General features: G+C 69.8%; 24 protein-coding genes. 13 read left to right on the top strand and 11 right to left on the bottom strand.

The annotated features are described in order from the left end of the window. Positions 1-11 precede the first annotated feature (11 nt). The 5 genes from ACXIZN_RS32700 to ACXIZN_RS32680 all read left to right on the top strand — a co-directional run bounded on the left by ACXIZN_RS32700 (position 12) and on the right by ACXIZN_RS32680 (position 5,345). Complete coding sequence (locus ACXIZN_RS32700; RefSeq protein WP_457958875.1) at positions 12-1,157, top strand: GAF domain-containing sensor histidine kinase; 1,146 nt, start codon at positions 12-14, stop codon at positions 1,155-1,157. A 133-nt stretch (positions 1,158-1,290) separates the two neighbouring features. After that, positions 1,291-1,899 (top strand): excalibur calcium-binding domain-containing protein, encoded by a 609-nt coding sequence (locus tag ACXIZN_RS32695; protein ID WP_457958874.1) that lies wholly within the window; start codon positions 1,291-1,293, stop codon positions 1,897-1,899. Next, positions 1,896-2,528: a class F sortase gene (locus ACXIZN_RS32690; protein ID WP_457958873.1), complete on the top strand. Its 633-nt coding sequence runs from the start codon at positions 1,896-1,898 to the stop codon at positions 2,526-2,528. Before ACXIZN_RS32695 ends, ACXIZN_RS32690 begins: the two co-directional genes overlap by 4 nt. Before the next feature lie 9 nt (positions 2,529-2,537). Beyond that, entirely contained in the window at positions 2,538-3,164 is a 627-nt protein-coding gene (locus ACXIZN_RS32685) for a histidine phosphatase family protein (protein WP_457958872.1), read from the top strand. A 63-nt stretch (positions 3,165-3,227) separates the two neighbouring features. After that, entirely contained in the window at positions 3,228-5,345 is a 2,118-nt protein-coding gene (locus ACXIZN_RS32680) for an AAA family ATPase (RefSeq protein WP_457958871.1), read from the top strand. Here the strand turns inward: ACXIZN_RS32680 and ACXIZN_RS32675 are convergent. From ACXIZN_RS32675 to ACXIZN_RS32660, 4 genes are all read right to left on the bottom strand, one after another. Further along, entirely contained in the window at positions 5,326-6,858 is a 1,533-nt protein-coding gene (locus tag ACXIZN_RS32675) for a hypothetical protein (protein ID WP_457958870.1), read from the bottom strand. The genes ACXIZN_RS32680 and ACXIZN_RS32675 overlap by 20 nt on opposite strands. Before the next feature lie 71 nt (positions 6,859-6,929). Next, entirely contained in the window at positions 6,930-7,556 is a 627-nt protein-coding gene (locus ACXIZN_RS32670) for a response regulator (protein ID WP_034309658.1), read from the bottom strand. Positions 7,557-7,565: 9 nt separating this feature from the next. After that, positions 7,566-10,085: a M14 family zinc carboxypeptidase gene (locus tag ACXIZN_RS32665; protein WP_457958869.1), complete on the bottom strand. Its 2,520-nt coding sequence runs from the start codon at positions 10,083-10,085 to the stop codon at positions 7,566-7,568. 68 nt (positions 10,086-10,153) lie between these two features. Continuing rightward, positions 10,154-10,471 (bottom strand): nucleotide pyrophosphohydrolase, encoded by a 318-nt coding sequence (locus tag ACXIZN_RS32660; protein ID WP_457958868.1) that lies wholly within the window; start codon positions 10,469-10,471, stop codon positions 10,154-10,156. Between the two features lie 121 nt (positions 10,472-10,592). Here ACXIZN_RS32660 and ACXIZN_RS32655 point away from each other — a divergent pair, with 121 nt between their 5' ends. From ACXIZN_RS32655 to ACXIZN_RS32635, 5 genes are all read left to right on the top strand, one after another. Further along, a complete protein-coding gene (locus tag ACXIZN_RS32655; RefSeq protein ID WP_457958867.1) occupies positions 10,593-11,483 on the top strand; it encodes a nitrate- and nitrite sensing domain-containing protein in 891 nt (296 codons plus the stop codon). Further along, positions 11,480-12,793 (top strand): hypothetical protein, encoded by a 1,314-nt coding sequence (locus tag ACXIZN_RS32650; protein ID WP_457958866.1) that lies wholly within the window; start codon positions 11,480-11,482, stop codon positions 12,791-12,793. Before ACXIZN_RS32655 ends, ACXIZN_RS32650 begins: the two co-directional genes overlap by 4 nt. 157 nt (positions 12,794-12,950) lie before the next feature. Further along, complete coding sequence (locus tag ACXIZN_RS32645; protein WP_457958865.1) at positions 12,951-14,507, top strand: DUF1841 family protein; 1,557 nt, start codon at positions 12,951-12,953, stop codon at positions 14,505-14,507. A gap of 68 nt (positions 14,508-14,575) precedes the next feature. Then, positions 14,576-14,875 (top strand): type II toxin-antitoxin system Phd/YefM family antitoxin, encoded by a 300-nt coding sequence (locus tag ACXIZN_RS32640; RefSeq protein WP_192747445.1) that lies wholly within the window; start codon positions 14,576-14,578, stop codon positions 14,873-14,875. After that, positions 14,872-15,288 carry a type II toxin-antitoxin system VapC family toxin gene (locus ACXIZN_RS32635; protein ID WP_192747446.1) on the top strand — a complete coding sequence of 139 codons (417 nt, stop codon included), beginning with the start codon at positions 14,872-14,874 and terminating at the stop codon, positions 15,286-15,288. Before ACXIZN_RS32640 ends, ACXIZN_RS32635 begins: the two co-directional genes overlap by 4 nt. Positions 15,289-15,363: 75 nt before the next feature. Here the strand turns inward: ACXIZN_RS32635 and ACXIZN_RS32630 are convergent, their stop codons facing one another. From ACXIZN_RS32630 to ACXIZN_RS32620, 3 genes are all read right to left on the bottom strand, one after another. Beyond that, positions 15,364-15,534, bottom strand: a complete 171-nt coding sequence (locus tag ACXIZN_RS32630; protein ID WP_167373516.1) for a hypothetical protein — start codon at positions 15,532-15,534, stop codon at positions 15,364-15,366. Positions 15,535-16,358: 824 nt separating this feature from the next. Then, positions 16,359-17,291 carry a type I pantothenate kinase gene (coaA, locus tag ACXIZN_RS32625; RefSeq protein WP_126732485.1) on the bottom strand — a complete coding sequence of 311 codons (933 nt, stop codon included), beginning with the start codon at positions 17,289-17,291 and terminating at the stop codon, positions 16,359-16,361. Positions 17,292-17,448: 157 nt separating this feature from the next. Next, positions 17,449-18,090 carry a macro domain-containing protein gene (locus ACXIZN_RS32620; RefSeq protein ID WP_457958864.1) on the bottom strand — a complete coding sequence of 214 codons (642 nt, stop codon included), beginning with the start codon at positions 18,088-18,090 and terminating at the stop codon, positions 17,449-17,451. 97 nt (positions 18,091-18,187) lie between these two features. Between ACXIZN_RS32620 and pheA the strand changes: the two genes are divergently transcribed. The 3 genes from pheA to ACXIZN_RS32605 all read left to right on the top strand — a co-directional run bounded on the left by pheA (position 18,188) and on the right by ACXIZN_RS32605 (position 20,519). Beyond that, positions 18,188-19,096, top strand: coding sequence for a prephenate dehydratase (gene pheA / locus ACXIZN_RS32615; RefSeq protein ID WP_457958863.1), 909 nt, complete (start codon positions 18,188-18,190; stop codon positions 19,094-19,096). Beyond that, positions 19,093-19,713 carry a histidine phosphatase family protein gene (locus ACXIZN_RS32610; RefSeq protein WP_457958862.1) on the top strand — a complete coding sequence of 207 codons (621 nt, stop codon included), beginning with the start codon at positions 19,093-19,095 and terminating at the stop codon, positions 19,711-19,713. Before pheA ends, ACXIZN_RS32610 begins: the two co-directional genes overlap by 4 nt. A gap of 155 nt (positions 19,714-19,868) precedes the next feature. Then, positions 19,869-20,519 (top strand): DUF4232 domain-containing protein, encoded by a 651-nt coding sequence (locus tag ACXIZN_RS32605; RefSeq protein ID WP_457958861.1) that lies wholly within the window; start codon positions 19,869-19,871, stop codon positions 20,517-20,519. On the opposite strand, the gene ACXIZN_RS32600 is transcribed toward ACXIZN_RS32605, so the two are convergent. The 4 genes from ACXIZN_RS32600 to ACXIZN_RS32585 all read right to left on the bottom strand — a co-directional run bounded on the left by ACXIZN_RS32600 (position 20,516) and on the right by ACXIZN_RS32585 (position 23,831). Beyond that, positions 20,516-20,953 carry a hypothetical protein gene (locus ACXIZN_RS32600; RefSeq protein ID WP_457958860.1) on the bottom strand — a complete coding sequence of 146 codons (438 nt, stop codon included), beginning with the start codon at positions 20,951-20,953 and terminating at the stop codon, positions 20,516-20,518. The genes ACXIZN_RS32605 and ACXIZN_RS32600 overlap by 4 nt on opposite strands. 61 nt (positions 20,954-21,014) lie before the next feature. Further along, entirely contained in the window at positions 21,015-22,274 is a 1,260-nt protein-coding gene (locus ACXIZN_RS32595) for an MFS transporter (protein ID WP_457958859.1), read from the bottom strand. A gap of 221 nt (positions 22,275-22,495) precedes the next feature. Then, positions 22,496-22,846, bottom strand: coding sequence for a metallopeptidase family protein (locus ACXIZN_RS32590; protein WP_034309691.1), 351 nt, complete (start codon positions 22,844-22,846; stop codon positions 22,496-22,498). A 4-nt stretch (positions 22,847-22,850) separates the two neighbouring features. Beyond that, positions 22,851-23,831 carry a septum formation family protein gene (locus ACXIZN_RS32585; RefSeq protein WP_457958858.1) on the bottom strand — a complete coding sequence of 327 codons (981 nt, stop codon included), beginning with the start codon at positions 23,829-23,831 and terminating at the stop codon, positions 22,851-22,853. Positions 23,832-23,843 lie beyond the last annotated feature (12 nt).

The following is a 23,843-nucleotide window of genomic DNA, read 5'->3' as shown; positions in this document are numbered from 1 at the left end:
CGATAGCGCTCATGGATCCCACGCTTGCCGCGCGCGCACTGTCCGCCGCCACCGAGATCACCGGCACCGCCCTGTCGGGTGAAGACCCGGGCGACGTGCTGGAGACCGTGGTCGCCCGCGCCGTCGAACTGGCCGAGGCCGACCTCGGTCTCGTCATGGTGCGCGCGGACGACGGCCAGGTGGTCGCCGAGGCCGCGCACGGGGACACCACCCAGGGGCTCCGGGGGCTGGCCTTTTCCGCCGATTCCGCCGCCGGTCAGGTCGCCAGGGGCGGGAAACCGGTGGTCAGCGAGGACTTCACCGTCGATCCGCGCACGGCGCCGTTCGTGCCGCCGGAGCTCCAGGGCTTCGGGCCGTTCGCCGCGTCGGCGTTCGGCGCGGGCGGGCGCGTCCTCGGCGCGCTCACCGTGTACCGCCGCCACGGCGGGGAACCGTTCTCCGCCAGCACGGTCGAGGTGCTCACCGCGTTCGCCGCGCAGGCGGGCGTGGTGCTGGCGCTGGCGGAAGGAGCCAACGCCCGGCACCGCGTCACCCTCTACCAAGAGCGCGAACGCATCGCGCGCGAGCTGCACGACGTCATCGTGCAGCGTCTCTACGGCGCCGGGATGCAGCTCGACCGCGTCCGCAAGAACATGCGGAAACGCTTCGCGCAGGCAGACGGAGCGCGCCTGTCCGAGGCGATCGACCAGCTCGACCAGACCATCGAAGAGATCCGCGGCACCGTGCGCGCCCTGCGCAGCCCGGAACCCGCGAACCAGCCGGTCACCGCCACCGACCTCGCCGAGTCCGCACGGGGCGAGGTGCGGATCGCGGGCGAACTGCTCGGCTACCCGCCGACCTTGGAACTTTCGGGCGAACTGGCCGACATCCCCGCCGAACAGGCGGACCACATCCGCGCCGCCCTGCGCGAAGCACTGTCCAATGTGGTCAGGCACTCCGGGGCGAGCGAGACCCGCGTGACGCTCAGCCGTGACGCGGAAGGCGTCAAACTCCGGGTGCGGGACAACGGATCCGGTGTCCCGCAGGGAGTGGCCAAACGCGGTCTCCGTCATCTCGCCGAACGCGCGACGACGTCCGGCGGGCGCTTTTCGATCAATTCTTCCCCGAGTCTCGGGACTTTGGTCGCTTTCGACGTGCCACTCGATCAGACCGTGTGAAATTAACGGCCTTTGTCGCTCGTTGGAGTGACAGTTCGCGAATTCTGATTAATCCGTAACAGCGGGCGCCGGTGCGCGATTGTAAGTGCATCGAACGCGCTCGGAGCGCGAATTCCCAGTGAAAGGACTCCCCATGTCCTCGGTTCGTCGCGCCCTCGGCACGGCTGTCATCCTCGCCGGATTCTCCTTGTTCGGCCCCGCTTCCGTCGCGTTCGCGCTGGCGGAGGCGCCCGCGATCGCCGATCTGGACTGCGGCGACTTCCAGTATCAGGAAGACGCGCAGGCCGAACTCGAAAAAGATCGTTCCGATCCGCACGGCCTTGATCGAAACAAGGATGGCGTCGCCTGCGAAGACCTGCCCAAGCGCGGAACGGCGCCGACCAAAACGACCACGCCCAGCGCGCCGCCGAGCACCACGAAAACGCCCGCACCGCGATCCACCGACAAGGATTGCGCCGATTTCCCGTCGCAGGCCGCCGCGCAGGCCGAGCTCAAGAAGAACCCGCGGGACCCGCACGAACTCGACGGTGACCACGACGGGTACGCCTGCGAATCCCGTTTCGGCGAACCGGCGAAATCGGGCCAGGTCAAGGTCAAACCCGTCGGCGGCGTCGCGACCGGCGGCGGCGAGGCCAACGGCGGTCCCCTGGAGGTCGCCGCGGTCGCGCTGACCGGCGCGGCACTGCTGACCGCGACGGCGGCGGGCGCTTCGCTGGTGCTCCGGCGGCGTGCGGAGCGATGATCCGGCCTTCCTGGCGCCGGTGGCCGTTCCCGCTGGTCATCGGCACGCTCGTCGGGGTGGTGCTCGCGGCCGCGCTGACCGCGTGCACCGTCCCTCCGCCGGGCAGGGTCGCCTCGCCCGCGTCGCCGCCGACGGTGTCCACGGCGGCCTCGGTGCCGTCGGTGGCCTCGCCGCTCGCGCCCGCCCGGCCCGCGAAGCTCGAGATCCCGGCGATCGGGGTCCGCACCGGCGAGATCATCGACCTCGGCCTCGCCGGTGACGGCACCCTGGAGGTGCCGCAGGACGCGATCACCACCGGCTGGTTCACCGGTGGCCCGGCACCCGGCGAGATCGGGCCCGCCGTCCTCGCCGGGCACGTCGACTACAAGAAGGTCCCCGGCGTCTTCGTCCGGCTCAAGGAATTGAAGGCAGGCGACGAAGCCCTCGTCCATCGCGAAGACGGGATCACGGCGGTGTTCACCGTCTACGCCGTCGAACGGCATGCGAAGGCGGCCTTCCCCACGGAGAAGGTCTACGGCGACACGAACGGGCCGGAACTGCGCCTGATCACCTGCGGTGGTGATTTCGACTCGTCGACCGGCAACTACCTCGACAACGTCATCGCCTACGCGAAACTGACGCGCGCTTAGATTCGGAGGATGCGCACCGTCTACGTCGTCACGCATCCGGAGGCCACCCACCACGTCGACCGCCTGGTGGGTGGATGGTTCGACTCCGAGCTCACCCTCGACGGTGAACGCGCGGCCGTCGCCGTCGCCGAGTCGCTGCGGGCGAAGGTGCCGGACGAGGTGGAGCTCTACTCCTCGGATCTGCGCCGCACCGCGCGGACCGCGGAACTGATCGGCGAACGGCTCGGCGTGGCCCCGATCCTGGACCGGCGGCTGCGCGAGAAGTCGTACGGGGAAGCCGGTGGCAGACCGCAGGAATGGCTCGACAGCAGGTTCGTCCCGCCACCCGCGGCCGGCGAGCGGCTGGGGCACGACGAGGGAATCCCCGGCGCCGAAACCAAAGGCGCGATGGCCGCGAGGGTGTACGCGGCCATGGAGTCGATCCTGGAAAGCCGTTGCGAGCACCAGATCGTCGTCACGCACGGCGGTGCGCTCACCTTCGTGATCGCCGCGTGGATCCGGATGCCGCTCGATTCGGCCGGATACGTCGACTTCCGCGGTTCACCCGGCAGCGTCACGGTGCTGCGTGAGGACGACTACTTCCACAACCGGCAGGTCGTGATCGGCCATCTCCCGGCCGGGGAGGCCGATCGTTGATAGCCTCGGTACCAGCCGTGACGAGGGGAACACGCCGTGTGGGAAGCCGTTCTGGGTGAGGCCGTGAAAGCGCTGGCGGTCGGCGCCGCCGGCGGGGTGAAGGACCTGGTGGCCAAGCGGCTCGCCCGGCGCCGCACCGCACAGGACGTCGAGGCGCTGCTCGCGGATCCCGCCGGCGCCGAGCGAGCCGTCCGGGAACTGGTCGAAACCGATCCCGAATTCGCCGAGCGGTTGCAGGAGATCCTCGCCGGAGACGGCACCGGCGTCCGCGATGTGCCGGGCTCGCCCGCGCATTTCGTCGACCGGGACAGGGAACGGCGAAGCGCTTCGGGGCCGGGCGTCCACGTCATCACCGGCCCGCGGGGGGCCGGCAAGAGCGCGCTCGTGTATCGGCTCGCGGACGACCTCCGCGATCGGTACCCGGATCAGGTCTACGTCGACCTCGCGGACTATCGCGACGGCACCGTGCTGCGCCGCTCGGAGGTGGCGACCAGGGTCCTGCGCGCGCTCGGGGTCGAGACGAATCTCGTGACCACGAACCCCGCCGAGCTGTGGGCCCAGTACCGGTCGGTCACCGCCCGGCGCCGGTTCCTCCTGGCACTGGACAACGCCGAAGTGGCCACGGACGTCCGCGAGCTGATCCCTTCGTCGCCGTCGAGTCTCGTGCTGGTGACCGCCATCCGCCAGGACGACGACCTGCTGGCGGGCAACGTCGCTCCGCCGATCGAACTGGACTCCCTCGAACGGGATTTCGCGCTCGAACTCCTCGGCAAGGCGTCGGATCCGGCGGCCATCGATGCGGAACGCGACGCCGCCGCCGAACTCGCCGCGCTGTGCGACCACATGCCGTTCGCCCTGGTGCAGGCCGGCGTCCGGATCCGCAAACGACTGCGGCGCGGCCCCGGCGCGGTCGCCTCGGTACTGGCCGATTTCCGGCGGACCGGGGTGCTCGGCGGGGTCGACGTCATCGCGATGGCGTTCGAGCAGTCGTTCGCCGAGCTGTCCGCCGGCGCCGCGGAACTCTGCGAACTGCTGGCGTCCCATCCCGGGCCCGATTTCACGACCGCGTCGGCGACCGCGGTCTTCGGCAAGCCCGCCGGAGACGCGCTCGACGAACTCACCGACGCGGGGTTCCTGGCGCCGACCGGCACTCCCCGGCAGAGGCTGTTCAACCTGATCCGGGAGGGGGCGCGCCGGCGCGGGACCCGGGACGTCGCGACCGATCGGGCGCTGGTCTTCTTCCGCGACCAGGCCGTCGCCGCGGATCACCGCACCAGTCCGGACCGCCTGCGTTGCTACGAGCCGGTTTCCGTGCCCGCCCCGGATTTCGAGGGTAAGGCGCCGCTCGACTGGGTCGAGGACGCGCGGGAAACCTATGGCGCGCTGGCGTTTCAGGCCTTCGAGCGCAAGCGCGACGTCGAGCTCGGGCAGATCTGTGGCGCGCTGGAAGTGCTCATGCTCAACCGCGGGCACCACCGGCTTTTCGCACACATCAACCACTTCGGTCTCCTCGCGGCGAGGCGGCATGGCGAACCGGCCCTGACCACGAGGATCCTCAGCCAGCAAGGCCGTACCTACTTCCTGCTGCACGATTTCGACCGCGCCCAGCCGCTGCTGGAGGAGGCGCTCGAAACGGTCCGGGCCCTGGACAACCCGGCGCTGGAATCGTCTGTGCAGGAGTTCTGCGGCCGGTTCCACGAAGAGAAAGGGCTTCTCCCGGCCGCCGCGGACTTCCTCTGGCGAGCCGTGACACTGGACCGGGCGATGGCCGAAGCGGGCCGCCGGTCGCTCGGCATCCACACCCGCATGCTGGCGAACGTGCTGTTGAAGGCCGGCGCGTACGAGCACGTCTGGGCGTTGCTCGCCGAATCCGCACAGCAGTTCCCCGCGTCGGACAGCCGGAACCTCGGCCGGGTGTCCATGGTGCGGGCCAAATACCTCCGGACGGTCGGCCACTACGACGACGCCGAACGCGAACTGCACGAGGCGTGGCGGCTGGTGTCCGGCGCGACGCAGTACACGGCCGAGTTCGAGGAGGAGTTCGGCAGGCTTTTCGCGGCGCGCGGGGACCACGGCCGGGCGCACACGCACTTCCAGCGTGCCTGGCAGACGTACTTCGACGCGGGGCATCCGCGAGAGGCCGAGTTCCGTTCGGTCCTGGCTAACAGCGGGAGACGGTGACCGGCCGCCCGCCGACCGCGTGCGTGCCTTCGACGTCCGCGTGCGAGGCGAGCAGAAGGTAGAGATGACTCGCCAGGAGGGTCGGGTCGATTTCCGCGGACAGCAGGAAATCGCCGCGGTCCCGGACCCGCGCGAGACAGCCGCCGGGGGCGGGAGCGGCGACGAGCCGGGCGAGCGGCCAGTGGGTGAGCAGTTCGTCGAACCGGCCCGGATCCTCGGCGAACACGACGGCCGCACCGTCCAGATCGCGCAGGGTCGCTTGATCCGCGTGGGCGAGAACATGCCGGTGGCGCAGGCTTTCCGGCCGGGTGGACGCGGGAAACCGGACCAGTTTCCCGGTTTCGTCCCATCCGACGGCGAGCGCGGCCACCGGATGGGTCACCGGCGCCGGATCCGGCACGGGCGGGAAGGCGGGACGGGGATCCGGCCGCTTCAGGTCCAGGAGGTCGTAGAGCACATCACCCAGCCGGGGACCGCTCGCGGCGTCCTCGACGGCCTGGTCGACGATCGGCCGGTAGCGCTCCGGGACATGGTTCTCGATGGCCGCGTCGATCTGCTCGCGAAGCCCTTCGCGCGCTAGTTCGGCCGCGACGCGGGTCAGCAGCGCGAGCGGCGAGTCGTCCACCGTCGTGGTGGTGGCGGACGCGGTGAGAAGCACCGGTTTGCCCGCCGCGGCGGCGTACAGCGCGGCGGATCCCTGATCGGAGATCACGCAATCCGCGGCCAGCAACGCGGCCTGCCAGCCGTGGTCCGGGGGAACGAGGGTGAGCCCCGCGCCGAGTTCCGGCCGTAGCCACGACTCCAGCTGCCACGGGCTGTGCGCCGCCCACACGCCGGGATGCAGGGTGAGGACGATCTGGTACTCGTCGAGCGGCAGTTCGGTCCGCAGCCGGTGGGGCAGATGCGGATGCGTGGCGTAGAGCGAATGCCCGCCCCAGGTCGACGCGATCGTGACGATCTTCCGGTCGCCGGCGCCGAGCGCCGCGCGGTACGCCGTCACCCGGTGCCTGCTCGCCATCATCCGGTCGTGACAGGGATCGCCGACGACGACCGCCCGGTCCAGCGCCTCCGGGCAAGCCGACTTCAGCTGTTCCCGTTGCACGGAGTGCGAAAGCGCGATCGCCGCCGGGATCACCCGGTCGTGGTGCACGAGCCGGTCCGGATCCATCCCCGACGTGACCCGTCCGCCCGGGTAGTACTTCTGGTAACCGATTCCGTGCGGCACCAGCAGGATCGGCCCGTTCAGCTCGTGCAGGGCGTCGTTCTCGCTCGCCGCGAGGATGAGGTCGAAGGTGTTCTTAGCGGCCTGCTCCCACGGCGTGACGGCGACGCGCAGGGCACGCAACGCGTCGCTCACCCCGGCCGAAAGGATGCCCGGCCGCGCCTCGTCGAAGGTGAAGGTGGTCTGGATCCGGAGGTCGGCGCTCGTCAGGGTCAGGATGTCCTGAAGCCGGTTCAACGTCGTCAACGTCCGGACGACCACGAGGAGCCGTCGTTCGGGAGCGTTGGTCAACCAGGAACGGAACCCCGGCTCGATCGGGACCTTCGGCCAAAACGACGGGGGGGGGGTACGTTTTTCGCGCACTACCTGTCCCGGCGCGCGATCCACGCCGCGGCCTGCGTGCGGCGCTGCATGCCCAGCTTCGCGAGGACCGACGTCACGTAGTTCTTCACCGTCTTCTCGGCGAGGAACAGGCGTTCCGCGATCTCCCGGTTGGACATGCCCTGCCCGATCAGCTCCAGCACCTCGCGCTCGCGTTCGGTGAGGGAGCCGAGCTCGTCCTCGGGCGGATGCCGCAGCTTGTCGAGCACCCGCGCCGTCGACAGCGGGTCGAGCAGCGACCGGCCCGCCGCGACCTCGCGGACCGCGTTGACGACGTCCTGGCCGCGGACCTGTTTCAGCAGGTACCCGGCCGCGCCGGCCATGATCGCGCCGACCATGGCCTCCTCGTCGTCGAACGCGGTCAGCATCAGGCACTGTGGCGGATTCGGCTTCGACCGCAGTTCGCGGCAGAGCGCGATGCCGTCGCCGTCGCCGAGCCGCACGTCGACCACCGCGACGTCCGGCTCGACGTGCATCGCCACGGCCAGGGCCTCGTCGACCCCGCTCGCTTCGGCGACCACCTCGATGTCGGGCTCGTCGGTGAGGAGGTCACGCAGACCGCGCCGCACCACCTCGTGGTCGTCGATGAGCAGCACCTGGATCGGCATACCCCCACGTTACTTCGCGGCGGCCCAGTAAATCGCCCTGGCCACCTGCGAGTACAAGCCCTTCGGGTGATCGCGGAACAGCGGTTCGGTGCCGAACAGCACCGCCCGTCCGCCGAGCCCCGAGGTCCCGGACACGACCGCGGCCTGTCCCGCCGCCTGCAGCGGGCCGCCCGTCCCGTCGTCCCGTGTCCGCCAATGCCCCGCGACCAGCGGATTCCCGCTCGCGTAGCGCTGCTCGACACTGACCGAGGAGCCGAGGTCGGTGAACCAGAACGGCCCGTAGACGAACGAGTCCGGCAGCGCGCCGCCGCCCACCGGGCCGGTCCCGTTGACGACCGAAACGACACCGTTCCCGTCTTCCCAGCCCGCCACCGGACGTGCTTCGAGAAGTCCCACGTCCGTGTTGAACCGCGCGCCCGTGGCACCGCGCGTGACCACGCCGCCGCGAGCGAGGAAGGCACGCAAAGCGTCCTTCGCGGCCGGGTTGAGATCGGTGTACCGCAGTCCCGATGAGACGAACAGCAGGTCCACCCGGGACCAGTCGAAGCCGCCGTTGAGCACGGCCGCCGACACCGGCCGCACGTCGAAGCCCATGTCCCGCAGCGCCTTCAGTTCGTCCGGACCGACGGCGGCCGCGATGGTCTTCCGCGTCAACGGCGTCGCCGTCCCGCTTGCTTCGGTGAACCGGACGCCGTAGCGGTCCGCCACCTCCGCGGCGGACTGGCGGGCCGACGCGGGGATGACGATCGTGCCGTCGTCGGAGCGGCCGAGGGCGAGGCCGCGGTTCAGCAGGTCGTTGGCGGCACTGACGTCCTTGCCGTCGACGAGCTTCAGCGCGAGGTCCCGGCCGGGCGCGGCGTCGACGCCACCGGTCGGCGACGCCGCGACGACGTCGTGCGCACGGACGTCGAGGCGGCCCTGCTTGACGATGTCGACCGAGGCGCCCCACAGCAGGCGGTGGCTCCAGCCGGAGATGTCGTACATGACCGGCACCTTCGCCGAGATGTCGCTGCCCTGCTCCAGCATCACGTTCGCCAGGCCGCGTTTCGGCTGGTGCATGTCGACCACGTACGAACCGGCCGGGTAGCGGCGTCCGGCCAGCGAGAACGGGCGATCCGCCTGCTTCACGCGGACGTCGTTGGCCACCAGGTGGTCGACGAGACGCGAAGCGGCGACGGCGGAACGCTGGTCCGCACCGGCGGGGATGACGTACGCGCGGGGGAACTCCGTGCGGTAGCGGTCTTCCGGCCCGAAGCCGGGCACGAACCCGTCGGGGATCTCGCGCTGCGCCTCGCCCGCCGTGCCTCGGCGGAACATCTCGATCTGGTTCGCGATGAGCTCGCCGCGGTTGCGGTCGACGTAGTTCAGCGTGCTGCCGATGGTGGCCTCGACGACCTCGGTGTTGATCACCGCGCGCCGCTGGAGCTCCGCCACCGGCTGCGTCTCGTAGTCCGCGTTGTTGACCCGCATCGGGATCTCGATCGTGAACGACACCGCGCCGTGGTACATCGCGTACTGGGCGGTGTAGATCGGCGCCCAGCCGTCCCAGCTGCCGGGTTCGTAGTCGCGGAACGGGATCTCGGGCTTCGCCGTCTCCGGGCGCCCGAGCGCCTGGACCGCCTTCTCCATGCCGAGCCCGTTGGCGTACCCGTGCTTGATGTAGAGGTCGAAGTCGTAGTTCTGGCCGTGCGGCGGCGTGGTCGGCTCGATGAGCGTGTTCGCGACGTAACCGTGTTCGTCCAGCATCATCAGCGGCTGCTTGCCGATGGCGATCCCGCGCATGGCCCGCACCTCCGGCTGCGACGCGGTGACGAAGTCGCGGTTGGGGTCGAAACCCTGCGACGTCTGCCGCGTTCCGGCGACGCGACCGTCCGGATTGGCCGTGACGTTGAAGTAGAAACGGTTCCGTTTCAGCAGTTCGGCGGTCTGGCGGTCGTTCGACGTCGCCAGCTTCTCGATGACGCGGAGCGCGCCGTCGGTGCCTTCCCACTCGTTGCCGTGGATGTTGTTGTTGATCCACACCGGCGCCTTGTAGCCGTGGCGCAGGAACGGGTCGCGCGCGGCGCGGGCGGGGTCGTTCTCGATCAGCGACCGCCAAGCGTCCTGCCGCCGCGTCTCGGACGGGCTCTCCGGCGCGGTGATCGTCACCAGGTAGAGGTCCCGGCCGAGGCCGGACTGCCCGGCGATCTCGACGGAGATCCGATCGCTGCGCGCCTGCAACGCGTTCAGCTTCGGCGCGATCGCGTGATACGGCGCGAGCCCGAGCTTGATCGACTTGTCGGCCGTGTTCTCCGGGTACACGCGCAGCTTGGTCTTGCGCGGGTAGCCGGCACGGTCGCCCGCGACGTTCTCGCCCGCCGCGGCCCGCGCGACGCTCATCGGCTGATCGGTCGCGGCGATCTCGTTGCGTTCCGGCCCGTTGCCGGGGTCCCGGTGCGTCGTCGGTGGCGGCGCCGCATAGGCCGGCGCGGCGACCGCGCTCAGGGACAGCACGAGGGCGAGGAACACGGTGCGAGCCGAACGCGACAAGGGCCACCTCCAGGGACGTCGGCACAGTGTTTCCGCCGAACGAACGCCCCACAAGACCCGAAAGGCGGCTAACCGGGCGCCGGGAAGCGGATTTCGTTCCGGTCGATCTTGGCGTTGGCCGCCTCGATCAGGTCCACGCCGAGGCTGTTCGCGAGCTGGAGGAGGTACAGCGTGACGTCGGCGATCTCGTCGACCACGTTGTGTGCCAGCTCGGGGTCGGCGCGCCACTCCACGGACTCCTCCGGGGTGAGCCACTGGAACAGCGAGGTCAGCTCGCCGACTTCGCCGGACAAGGCCATGACGAGGTTCTTCGGTGTGTGGAACGGTTCCCAGTCCCTGGCCGCGGCGAAGTCGCGGAGGCGCTGGTTGAGGTCGTCGAGTGTCACGTGCCGTGCCTACCAGATCGTCACGGTGGGCTAACGGCCGTATGGCGGACGCTCGTTGACGTGCAATTTGCAAATTGCATAACGTCGCTCGGCGTCGGGAGACCGATCCGGAAGGAAAGCCTTGACGTACCAGCGAAGCCTTCGCTCTCGCGTGCTCTCCATCGCGTTCGTGCCGAGCGCGGCCTTGGTGCTCGTCGCGTTGTTCATCGGCGGATTCCTCGTGCAGCAGGCCATCGAGGACCGCGACGACGCCGAGAACGGGGCGGTCACCCTCGCCGAGGCCAGCCGCGAGATCGCGTCGCTGCAGCGGGAGCGGGCAGCCGCGTTGAAAGCGCCGGGCAGCCGGTCCGCCACCTATGCCGCGTACGCCGATCACATCGATACCTCGCTTTCCTCCCTGCGCGAGATCGCGCGGGCGGCTCCCGACGCCGAGGTCGGCTACCAGCAGACGATCGCCGTTGAACTGCTCACCGCCGTCGAAGGCATGGACCGCAGCGATTCCCTCGCGGTCGCCGGGATCGACGACGCGGGGCGGCGCGACTACGCCGCCGCCGTGGGCGCCTACCGGTCCAGGCTCGACGCGATCGCCGGAAAACTGACGGAAAGTAGCCGCCGGACCTACCGGGAGCTCGTCGCGAGCGAGGACTGGGGCCGGTTCGCCGCGGTCGAAACCGCGTTGAGCGCGGCCACGCCGCCGCCCGTCGGCCAGGAGTCCTGGCGCGTCGCGGCCGGAGTCGTCGGCCGGACCCTCGGTGACCTCGCCGCGCGCCAGATCGACTATTCGGCGCAGCTCGCGGTCGACAGCGGGCGCCGCGTGCTGAGCGGCGCCCTCGCCGCCGCCGCGGCGATTTCGCTGCTCGCGGGGGTCGTGATGGCGATCGTCATGCAGCTCGCCCGCCGGCTGCCGATCCCGATCCCGACGTGGTCACACCTGGTGAGCGATTACGCCGGAAAGAGCACGCTGTTGGCCCACACGAGTCGGCGAGGCGGTCGGGCAGACTTGTCCGGGTGAGTTCCCCGACGGATCTGCGCCCCTACCTGCGTACCTTGGACGCGGAAACGCTGGCGGACCTGCTGCACGCCCAAGCCGAGCGTGACCCTGCGTTACGGCAGGCCCTGGAGAGCCGCTTCGCCACCCAGGGGAGTGACGTCGCCGAGGCGCACCGTCTCCTCGACACCGCCGTGCTGGCGGGCAACGTCGAGTACGCCGCGAAGGTCGGTTCGGTCCTCGACACGCTTCAGCGGCTTCTCGACGCCGGCAGCCGGGCCGACCTCGCCCCGCTCGCCCGCCGGACCGTGGACGACATCAGCGAGATGCTGGAGCAGATCGACGACGCCTCGGGCGAAGTCGCGGACCGCCTGTACCGGGCCGTCGAGCTGTACGCGCGGGCCTGCGTGGCGCATCCGCCGGATCCCGAAAGCCTGGCCGCCTGGATCCTCGAAGTCGAGTTCGACGGCCCCGGCTGGCCCGCCATCGAGCTTGCCGACTTCGCCTCCGCTCTGGGAGACAAGGGAATCGCTCGGATAAAGTCCACAGTGGACAGCGTGCTGGCCGAGCAGCCGTCCGGCGCGAAACGCGAGACTGCCGAGCGGCTGCGCGAGGAGCTGGCGGAGGTGTCCGGCGACGTCGACGCGCTCGTCGCGATCCTCGCCGCCAAGCCGCCGCGGGTGGACGTCAGTCTCAAGATCGTGCGTGTGCTGCGCGCGGCGGGACGGCACAGTGAGGCCATCGCGCATGCGGCGCGGGCGCTGACGCACGACAAGAAGGAGGAGGCGCCTCCGCCGGTGGAAGAGCCGGTTCCCTTGTCGCGCAAGGACTTCGACGAGAATCCCACGGCCGCGACGTACCTCGCGCTGCGTGAGGAGTCGCTGGAAACGGGGCGCTGGGTCACGCAGCGGAAGACCGCGCTCGCCCGATTGCGTGAACTCGCCGCCGGGAGCACGGAGGCCGCCGACGAACTCGTCCGCGCGTTGCTCGGCGAGGACCGCGCCGACGAGGCATGGCGGGCGGCGGTGCGATTCGAGGCCTCTTTGCCGGTGCGGGTCGAACTCGCGGATTCCCGTTCCGTCGCCCATCCGGCCGAAACCATTCCCGTATACCGGGACCATGTCGAAGAATTGATCACGCGGAAGGATTCAAGCGCCTACCGCGAAGCGGCCCGGCAACTGCGCAAACTGCGCACGGCGCACAAAAAGGCCGGTACGGCTGAAGAATTCAGCTCGTACCTCGGCACATTGGTGGAAATACACAAACGCAAGACGCGGCTGATCGCCGAGGTCAAAGCGGCGAGAATCGCGATTCCCAAAGCGGTCAGGGCGTAACCGCGCCCGCCGCCTGTCGTTATTCGCGGTGCACCGAGGAAACCCGGCGAAGTCGCGGTGGTCGGTGAACCGGTGTCCGCCCGCGTCCTGGACCCCGTGTTCCGCGCCCAGGACCACCGCGACGAGCCAGGCCGGGTCCGCGTGAAAACATGTCGCCATGAGTCCGGTCAGCCGTGCCCGCAAGAAGGCAGCCCAGCCCTCCACTCCGAGTGTGACGGGCCTCTTCAAGGACGTCCTCCGGGACTTCTCGACCCTCGGTGCCGAGCCCGAGGTGCTCGACGTCGAGCTGCTGACCTCCGAAGTGCTCGGCCAGTGGTGGGAGATCGAGCTCGAAGAGGACGAAACGCCGCTGGGCCTGGAGCTCATCGCGTTCGCCGAGCGGAAGATCACCCCTGCCGCGGCCGCGCTCCTCGCCGGGCTGCGGGTCTTCGCCGAGACCGAGGAAGAGCGTGAGGCGGCCGCTTCGGCGCTGAACACCGTCCTGGGCCGCGGCATCCCGGAACCGGAATGGGCGGCGGACCTGGCCGCGGTGACCGTCGGGGAGTGCTGGCGGACCGGTGACGTCTTCGGCGACGAGTCCTCCCTTCTGTGCGTCTTCACCCGCGGCGGTGCCGAACACGGCTTGCTCGCGCTGGTCGACTTCACCGAGGGCGGCCGGATCCGCGACGTCGTCGTGGTCGACAAGCCGCAGGACGTGCTGGCCGAGATGCGGCAGCAGGCCGCCGACGACCCGGAACTGGTCACGCTGGAGCGGGTGCTGCCCGAGCGCGCCCACCAGCTGCTCGCCGACGGGCTGGCCGCGACGGACGTCGTCGAGGAGCCCGACGTCAGCGAGGACTACGCGCGGTTCCACGCGCTCGCCCTGGCCTGGATCCGGGCGCTTCCCGCTCCCGAGCCGTCGCCCGAGATCACCGAATGGCCCGAGCAGGTCCGCGAAGAGGTCGTCGCCGACTTCATCGGCTCCGGGCTCGTTGAGGACACGGAGGCGACGCGGTTCTACGCGCGTTTGCTCGTCGACTACGGCTGTGAGACCGAGCCGGGCAGCCCGCTGCGGGTCGGCCCCGAAAAGCTCGCCCGGTTCCTCGAATCGCTGCTGGACGGGGAATTCGAGATCGACGAGGCCTACGAAGACGCGCTGGAGCCGGCTCTGCTCGGCTGGGTCACCTGGGCCGCCGACCGCGCCGGGCTCCCCGAGGCCGCCCGTGTCGCGCTGCTGGAGAGCGCGACCGAGTTCCTGGAGGAATTCGCGCAGGACGAGGACTCCGCGCTCGACGTCTACTTCGACGGCTCCGAGGGGATCGAGGACCCGGCGGAACTCGCGGAAGCCCTGGCGCGCCGGATGTTCGCCGTCCCGACGGTCTACGCGGAGATCGGGGACGAGGAGCTGGAGCTCGAACCCGCCGACCCCGAACAGCGCCGTCTCCTGGTGATCGGCGAGCACCCCGAGTACCACGAGGCGCTGGCCGAGGAGACCTTCGACGGCGAACCGCGGATGCGGCTCGCGCTCAAGACCACGATCGTCGACCAGCTCTGGGCCGACGAGCCCGCCGAGGTCTGGCAGGCCGTGCGGCGGCTGAGCGAGACCGGGCAGGAGCGCGAGGAGATCTTCGACCGCCTCATCGACGCGCTGGCCGCCCAGCTCACCGAATCGGGCGAGCACGAGATGGACTACGACGTCGACGACTACCGGAAGGCGCTCGACGAGCTCGCCTGAACCCCGTTTTCCCCGGTCACACCCCTCCCTCCCTTGCCAACCCACCTCATTCTGTCTAGTCTGTCTAGATGGAAGCAGCAACCTGGCAAGTGCAGGACGCCAAGCAGCGGCTGAGCGAGCTGCTGCGCCGCGCCGCGTCCGATGGGCCGCAGTTCGTCACGAAACATGGGGAGGAGGTGGCCGTGGTGCTGGACATCGTGGATTACCGCAGGTTGACCGGAAGCGGTGAAGCCGTCGATTTCAAGCTCGTGCTCTCCGGAGAGCACCACCACCCCGAGTACGGGGAGGCGCTAGCCGACGTACTGGAGGAGATCGCCGCCGAACGCGCGGAAGACCTGCCGAGAGATGTCGTGGAGGTGAGCGGGTGAGCTTTCTGCTGGACACGAACATCGTGTCCGAGGCTCGGCGCCGCACGCAGAACCCGGGTTTCGCCCGGTGGTGGGGTGGAGTGTCGTCGAGCAGGCTCTATCTGAGCGCGCTGACGGTGGGGGAGATCGAGAGGGGGATAACGAAGCTCAGGAATCGAGGCGAGCGGGACAGGGAGCGCGCGGAAGCGCTGACCGAGTGGCTGTCCGGGCTCACCGCGCAGTTCTCGGAACGGATCCTTCCGGTGACCGCCGAGATCGCCGCCGAATGGGGCAGGCAGTACGCGCCGCGGAAGGTGCCGTCCATCGACGGGCTGATCGCCGCGACCGCCCGGGTCCACGACCTGACCCTGGTCACCAGGAACCTCGCCGACATGGCCGGGCTCGGTGCGCAGGTGCACGATCCGTTCGACTGAGCGGATCTCCGCGAGGATCAAGACGTCCGGACGCCTTGATCGGCCGGAACTCCCACTGCGGTTCAGCCCAGCGGTTCAGCCCAGCGGTGCCGCGGGGGTGCCCTTGTTCTCCGTGACTTGCGGCTTCTTCCGGCGACGGTCCCCGCGGGCGTCGTCGAAGTCGACGACGAAGGCACCGGCGGCCATGGCCACTAGCAGTGCGAGGCCGAGAATCGAGCCGATCCAGGTCAAGACGATCGAGAACATCGTGACCCTCCTCCCTGCTCAAGGTCCTTTTCGAGACCTCGTGAACCCCTGAGACAAGGGTCGCCTCGGGGGCCTGTAGCCGGTATCGGCCAACCGGTTACACGTACTGAGCGTGGATCGGCCGATCGGCCGAGGAATGCCACCGCCCGACAGCGGTGCGCGACCAGTGGGCACCAACGGCTCTCCGATGATGCGAAGGCTGGTCTTTGTGAGGGAACGGCCGGAAGTCACCCGTGTGATCGGGTCCCGGCGAAGTGATCTTGGAACTTGTCGTGAACGCTCGCCGTGAGTAGAGAATCCGTGCTTGCCGCATCACGCCGTGTCGTGGTCTCGTCGACGTGACTCGCGAGTTACACCCCCCTCACGCGAGTCACGCCCGGAGCACGCGAGTTACGCCCCGGAGCGCGCGAGTCACAGCTCTGATCTCGCGTGGTCGGGCTTTGGTCACGTGAGTTCCGCCCCCGAACACGCGAGTTACGGCCCCGATCACGCGTGTTGCGTCTCTGGTCACGTGAGTTACGGCCCCGATCACGCGTGTTGCGTCTCTGGTCACGTGAGTTACGGCTCCGATCACGCGTGTTGCGTCTCTGGTCACGTGAGTTACGGCTCCGATCACGCGTGTTGCGTCTCTGGTCACGTGAGTTACGGCCCCGATCACGCGTGTTGCGCCCCCGAACACGCGAGTTACGGCCCCGATCACGCGAGTTCCGCCCTAGATCACGTGAGTTGCGGCTCCGAACAGGCGTGTTCGGGCTTCGGGCACGCGTGTTGCGCCCCCGCGCACGTGAGTCACGGCTCCGATCACCCGAGTTCCGCCTACGGCCTCAGAGCTTGCGCAGCCGGACCCGGTTGATCGCGTGGTCGGCGTCCTTGCGGAGGACGAGGGTCGCCCGGGGCCGCGTCGGTTTGATGTTCTCCATCAGGTTCGGCTCGTTGATCGTGCGCCACAGGTGGCGCGCCTCGGCGCGGGCCTCGTCGTCCGGGAGGCCGGCGAAGTGGTGGAAGTGCGACGCGGGGTCCGCGAAAGCGGTGTGCCGCAGCTTGAGGAAGCGCTCGATGTACCAGCGTTCGATGTCGGTCGTCGGCGCGTCCACGTAGATCGAGAAGTCGAACAGATCGGAGACGGTGAGCCGAGGGCCGGGCTGAAGGACGTTCAGCCCTTCGAGGATCAGGATGTCCGGCCGCTGAACGACCTGTTCCTCGTCGGGAAGGATGTCGTAGGCGAGGTGCGAGTACACCGGAGCGCTGACCCGTTCCGCCCCGGACTTCACGTCGGTGACGAACCGCAGCAGCGCCCGCCGGTCGTAGCTTTCCGGGAAACCCTTGCGGTGCATGATCCCGCGTCGCACCAGTTCCGCGCGCGGGTAGAGGAACCCGTCGGTGGTGACGAGATCGACCCTGGGGTGATCCGGCCAGCGGGCGAGCAGGGTGCGCAGGATGCGCGCGGTGGTCGACTTGCCGACAGCGACGCTGCCGGCGATCCCGATGATGTACGGCACCTTGGTGCCCCGACTGTCTTCACCGAGAAAGGTGGTGGTGGCCTCGTACAGCCGTTGCCGGGCGGCGACCTGGAGATTGATCAGCCGGGAGAGCGGCAGGTAGACCTCGGCGACTTCGGCCAGGTCGACCTGTTCGCCGAGACCGCGCAGCCGCAGCAGTTCCGCGGCGGTCAGCGGCAGAGGAGTCGACCTGCGCAACTCGCGCCACTGCTCACGGTGCAGCTCGACGTAGGGACTGAGCTCACGGACCCGCGGCATCGCACACTCCTCGCCCGTCGCCTGCGCTGGCGCCGTACAAAACCGTGTTGACGAGTTCTCGGCGGGTGAACGTGCCTCGAACCGGATGAAGCCGCTTTAACGGTAGGGCTTACGGCTCGTGAACGCGCTGCGATGTGATGTACCCCGCTTCGAGGCGTTACCGTCCGTTACGGGTACGGCCCGGCGTGAAGACCTCGTTCCAGGCCGCGGCGACCTGCCGTGCGCACGACGCGGGCGCGACGCCGCCGAAGCCGGTACCGAGTCCGGGCATCGCGATCGTGTGGACGAGATCACGGATCCGGCCCTGGTCGAGCCTGCCGTCGCGCCATTGCCGGAACACCGCCCGGGCGGCCAGGTACGGATGCACGGTGTCACGCGGGAGGCGTTCGCCGGGCTCCCGCATCGTCGGCGCGCTGATCAGCCAGGCGGGCTCGGCCTCGCCGGTGGGCACGACCACCGCTTCGCCGATCGGGAGCTCCCCGCCGTGGTAGGCGAGCACCGCGCTGCGCACGTTCTGCTCGACCTCGGGATAGGCGCGGGCATAGACGGCGTCGATGCCGCCGCGCATCCAGCCGTAGGAGTTCGCGGGGCTGACGACGGCCTGTGCGACGACGTCGAGCACGGATCCGCGGTGCACGAAGACCCGGCCGTCCACAGTGTCCGCGACGGTCGTCCAGGCTTGTGCGAGCGGGTCATCGACGGCGCACAACACCAGCTCCGGAGTGGGGCGGTCCGACAGGGGAGGAAAGGAGGAGCCGGCGTCCTCGTGGCCGGTGCGCGTGCCCGGTTCGGCGGTCACGCCCTAAGCATGACAAAAAACGCCACCCGGCGTAACCGGTGCGCGTACCGGCTGTCCGAGTGAAAGTCGCCACCCGCGCCGTGCGTAATCTGGCGGGGTGTCACGGATCGCTTACTTCGGCCCCCAGGGAACCTTCACCGAACAGGCCGCGCGCCGGCTCGCCCCCGGGGAGGAGCTGATCCCGGCGGAGACCATCCCGGCGGCGCTGGCCGCGGTGCGCTCGGGCGCGGCCGACGCCGCGTGCGTCCCGATCGAGAACTCCGTGGAGGGCGCGGTCACCGCCACCCTCGACAGCCTGAGCGAGGCCGAGCCGCTCGTCGCGGTGGCGGAGGTGCTGCTGCCGGTCCACTTCAGCGTGCTGACCCGGCCGGGCACCACCGAGATCCGCACCGTCGCCAGCCATCCGCACGCGCTCGCCCAGGTCCGCCACTGGGTCGAGGCGAACCTGCCGGGGGCGCATCCGGTCGCGACGTCGTCCACGGCGGCGGCCGCGGTCGCGGTGGACGCCGGCGAGTTCGACGCCGCCGTCACCGCGCCGGTCGCCGCCGAGCACTACCCGCTGGAGGTGCGGGCCACCGAGGTCGCCGACGTCCGCGACGCCAAGACCCGGTTCCTGCTGGTCCGCGCGCCCGGCGAGCTGCCGGAGCCGACGGGGGCCGACCGCACGTCGATCGTCGCCGCCGCGACGAACCGGACCGGCGCCCTGGCCGAACTGCTCACCGAACTGGCCGTCCGCGGTATCAACCTGACCAAGCTGGACGCCCGCCCGACCAGGAACAACTTCGGCGAGTACCGCTTCTTCATCGACTTCGAGGGGCATGTGGCCGAGCCCCGGATCGGCGACGCGCTGGCCGCGTTGCGCCGCCGGTGCCGGAACGTCCGGTTCCTCGGCTCTCACCCGCGCGCGGACAACGGCACGACCGAGATCGAACCGGGTGCCGCCAACGAGGATTTCACCGACGCGATCGGCTGGGTCGAGTCGGTACGGAAGGGAGCACAGGCGTGAAACTTCTCCTCGTCCGCCACGGCCAGACCGAAGGCAACGTCCGTGGCGCGCTCGACACCGCGCTGCCGGGGCCGCCGCTCACCGAGCTGGGCCGCGAGCAGGCCCAGAGCCTCGTGAAGCGGCTGGACGGTGAGCCGATCGTCGCGGTCTACGCCTCGCAGGCGGTCCGCGCCCAGCAGACCGCCGCGCCGCTGGCGGCCGAACGGGGCTTGGACGTCCAGGTCCTCGACGGCGTGCACGAGGTCGCGGCGGGCGAGCTCGAAGGCAAGACGGACAAGGACTCGATCACGACCTACATGAGCGTCGTGCGCCGGTGGACGCTCGGCGAGCTCGACCCGCCGATCCCCGGCGGAGAGACCGGTGCGCAGGTCCGCGCCCGGATGCTCGACGCGGTCGCCCGCCTCCGTGCCAAGCACGAGCAGGCCGACCCCGACGGCACGGTGGTGCTGGTGAGCCACGGTGGCGCGATCCGCCTCGGCGGCGAATGGCTCGCCGGGAACGTGACCGCCGAGGTCGCCAACCAGGGGCTCATACCGAACACCGGGATCGTCGAACTCGTCGCGACCCCCGCCGGTTGGACCTGCCTCACCTGGGCGGACGCCCCCGTCGACGCCTGACCAGGGACGTTTGCCTCCGCGCCCGCCGGGGAATACCCCCCACAAGATCGATTAACACCTTGTGGGGAATTAACCGATGGAGCGCAACCCCCACGGCGGACAACACGTCTACTGAACGGTGGGTCACCCGGCATTGTCCGGTTACAGGGAGGCGAATGACCATGATTCGTTCGAAACTGATCTCCATCGGCGGTCTCGTCGCGGGTACCGCCGGGCTTCTTCTGCTCAGCGCCTGCGGTACGGAGACCGCGCCCGTCGCGCAGAACACGTCCGCGTCGCCTTCGAGTTCGGCGCCGGACACCTCCGCCGCGCCCAGCGCGAGCTCGTCGAGCCCGGCGCCCGCCGCGCAGCCCGCCGAGTCACCCGCGCAGGCGCCGAAGAACGACGGGCTGTGCAAGGCTGGCGACGTCAAACTGTCCATCAAGGACGGTGACGCCGCCGCGGGCACGGTGTACCGCAAGCTCGTCATCACCAACTCGAGCGGGCACCCGTGCACCATCCAGGGTTTCCCCGGCGTCTCCTACGTGACCGGCGCCGACGGCCACCAGGTCGGTGAGGCCGCGTATCGCGACGGCGCCAAGGGCGCCCCCGTCCAGCTCGCCAGCGGGGAGAGCGCGGTCGCCGACGTCGGTTTCGTGAACGTCCGCAACTACGACGAGGCGGTCTGCAAGCCCACCGAGACCCGGGGGTTGCGGGTGTACCTGCCGCAGGAGACGGCCTCGAACTTCGTTCCGGTGCAGGGACTCGGCTGCGCGGGGAAGATCCCGGGCAATCAGCTGACCGTCCAGACCGTCCACAAGGGCTAGAGCTGGGTGCAGAGCTGTTCGGCCCGCGCCAGGTGCCGCTGGCCCGAGATCTGGTTGAAGTGCAGGCTGAACACCATCCGGCTGACACCGTCGATGTGCTCGGCCAGCGGCCGGTAGGTGTCGTTGGCGGCGGCCGCCGCGGCGGAGAGTTCGCGTGCGGCCGTCATCCGGTGCAGGACTTCGGGGGCGAGGACGGCCACGGTCCGTTCGCCCGGTGCCGAATCGGTGGTGTCCGGGATCGTGCCGACCCTCGCCAGCGCCGAACAAGCGTGTTGCGCGTCTTCGAGCGCCCCCGCGTTGACGCCCGAGAGCGCCCACAGCATGCCGATCACGCCACCGCCGATCACGAAACCGGCGACGGCGGTGAGTACCTGCGGACGTCTCGAAGGTTCTGTCGTCCCCACGCCGCCCTCCGGCACCAGTGTCTGCTGCATCGCGGACCTCCCCGTCACCCGTGGCGGTGATGGGCTATTTCAGCACCAAAGTCCTTTGTTTTCACCGGTCTTGGTGGAGAACCCGCTCCTCCGTGGCCGATTCGTCATCGAAGGTTCCTTGCCGTAACGAGACGAACGCGAAACCGGCTACTCCGAACAGCAGAAGCCCGGACGTGAGGAAGGTCCGGGCCGGGGAACCGAGGGCGTGGGTGAGGACGCCGCCGAGCAGCGCGCCGATCGGGATCGCTCCCCAAACGACGGTGCGCCACACGCCGAGGACCCGGCCGAGCAGGTCGCCGGGGACGAGGGTGTGCCGCGCCGTGCCGAGCACGATGTTCACCGCGACCACGGCGGCCGCGAACAGGCCGAACAGTGCCGCTCCCGCCACCGGCGAACTCGTCAGGCCCATGCCGGTGAACGCCGCGCCGCAGCAGGCCGTGCCCCCGACGAGTACCGCGCGACGGCTGGTCGCCTTCACCAGCCGCGGGGCGGCGGCCGCGCCGAGCAGGCCGCCGATGCCGCCGACGAACGCGAAGAGCCCGAAGGCCGCTTCGCTGAGGCGCAGATACTCGATCGCGTAGAGCACCAGCTGCGCCTGCGCGAGTTCGCTGACCAGGCTGATCAGTCCGGCGACGACGACCAGCCGCAGCACCGGCCGGCTGTGCTTCAGCCAGCGGAAACCCTCCGCCAGTTCGGCGCGGAGGTTGGCGGGCGCGTCGCCGGTGGCTCTCGGCCGGTAGCTCCCGGCGAGGCCGATCAACACGGCGGCCGCGATCGCGAAGCCCACTGAGTTGAGCAGGAACGGGAACGTCGCGAAGAGCGCGAAGGTGGCGCTGCCGACCGGCCCGCCCAGGAAGGTCTGCCCCACGATCTCGCAGGCCTGGAGCTTGCTGTTCGCGCTGTCGAGCGACCCCTCGCCGACGACCGCCGGGATGAGCACGTTCGCGGCACTGTCGGCGACCACCTCCGCGAAGCCGATGAGCAGGGCGGCGGCGTAGACCAGCCAGATCGTCACCCCGCCCGCGGCGACCAGGGCGGCCGTCCCGCCGACGACCACCGCGCGGACGCTGTTCGCGAGGATCATCGCCCGCCGCCGGTCGACGCGGTCCAGCAGCGCGCCCGCCGGGAGCGCGAACAGCAGCCACGGCAGGAACTGGGTCGCCGAAAGACCCGCGATGAGCAGCGGATCCCGGGTAAGGGTGACCGCGAGCAGCGGGAACGCGACCTTGCCGATCCCGTCGCCGAGGTTCGACGCCGCGCTGGAGGCGAGCAGCCAGCGCAACCGCCGGTCACCCCTCCCGCGTGCCGCCGATCCGGCCATGTCCGCCTCCCGGGCATTCGCCGGCGCCGGCCGGCGACAAGGTGTCGAAAAGTTTAGCGGGGCTGTCGCCCAAAGTGGCCGGGTTGTTACACCCAGTTAAGAATTCGGAGAACCCGTGGTGCTCCACGCACAAAAATCACCGACCATGCCGCCTGTGACGCGGAATCCACCGTGTACGTGCCGGGGGAGCGAGGGACCTTTGCTACCACCTGTCCGGCGGTTCAGCCCCACCCGAGTTCGTGCAGACGCGCGTCGTCGATGCCGAAATGGTGGCCGACCTCGTGGATGACCGTGATCAGCACCTCCTCGACGACGTCCTCCTCGGTGTCGCACATCTCCAGCAGCGGGCGCCGGTAGATCGAGATCCGGTCCGGCAGCACCCCGCCGTACTCGTGGGTCCGCTCGGTCAGCGCGACCCCGTGGTACAGGCCGAGGATCGTGGGCGACTCCTCGTTGAACTCCTCCACGAGTACCACGACGTTGTCCATGGCGTCCGCGAATTCGGGCGGCAGCTCGTCCAGCGCCTCCGAAACCAGCTCCTCGAACCGCTGCTGCGTCATCTCGACGGGCACGCGATCATCCTCCGGTCTTCGGCGGGGAGGACGACGACGGCGGCGGGCTCTCGCCGGTGCCGACCTTGACGCTCCCGGTGACCGGCGCCAGCCCCTTGTTGTCCGGCAGGACCGCCGCCACCTTGCAGTTCACCAGCGTCGACCCGGCGTCCCAGCTCTCCTGCTCGCGGACGTCCCAGCTGAGGATGAGCTTCTTCGCCGCCAGGTCCGCGTTGCCGGTGTACTCCTGCGAAGCCGTCGAGCACTCGGTGTCCAGCCAGGTGTTCTGCTGCTCCTGCGACGGGTAGCCGTCCTTGAACTTCGTCTTGAGGTCGATCGTCGCGATGATCTCGTACGAATGCGTCTGCGCGCAGTCGATGGGGTCGCCGAAGCTGTTGTTGAGCAGCGCGAGGCAGGTGCCCGGCTCCCAGACGGCGGACTGGTTCTGCTCCTTCGCCGGCCCCTTGGTCGGCTGGAGCTTGCCGCCCTGGCCCGCCCACTGCAGGCCGCACCGCAGCTGCCGGTCGCCGTCGGCCCACTGCGCGGGCGTCGGCCGGAGCAGGTTCATGCTCAGCTTGCCGTACGGATCCAGCGTGCGGCCGAGGTACGGCTTGACGTCGATCGTGCATTGCGACCTGGAGATCTCCTGCCACTGCTCCAGGTTCGGGCTCGGCGCCCCCGGCGGGTACTGCGCGCCGATGTCGACGATGCTGGTGACCTCGAACAGATGGGCCTCGGCGCACGGCACGCGCCGCGCGTCGGTGGCGTCCGGATTGTTCCAGGTCAGACAGGTGCCAGGAGGAGACTGGAACGCCTCGGCCGCGGCGGGCGACAGTTTGGGGGCGCCGCCGCCCGCACCGCCCTCCGGGCCCACGTTCCACGAAAACGCCACACTCAGCGAAAGCGCGATGATCGCGCCCGCGAACACGCCGGCCATGAGGAGCCGGGTGCGCAGGGTGCTCAGCGCGTTTCGCGGATCACGGAACCGCTCGGCCTGTTGAGACATCCACTCCATGAT

This window comes from Amycolatopsis sp. TRM77291, assembly GCF_054166285.1.
The sequence above is the reverse complement of the archived record's forward strand: the minus strand, read 5'-3'. Positions and strand labels throughout refer to the sequence as shown.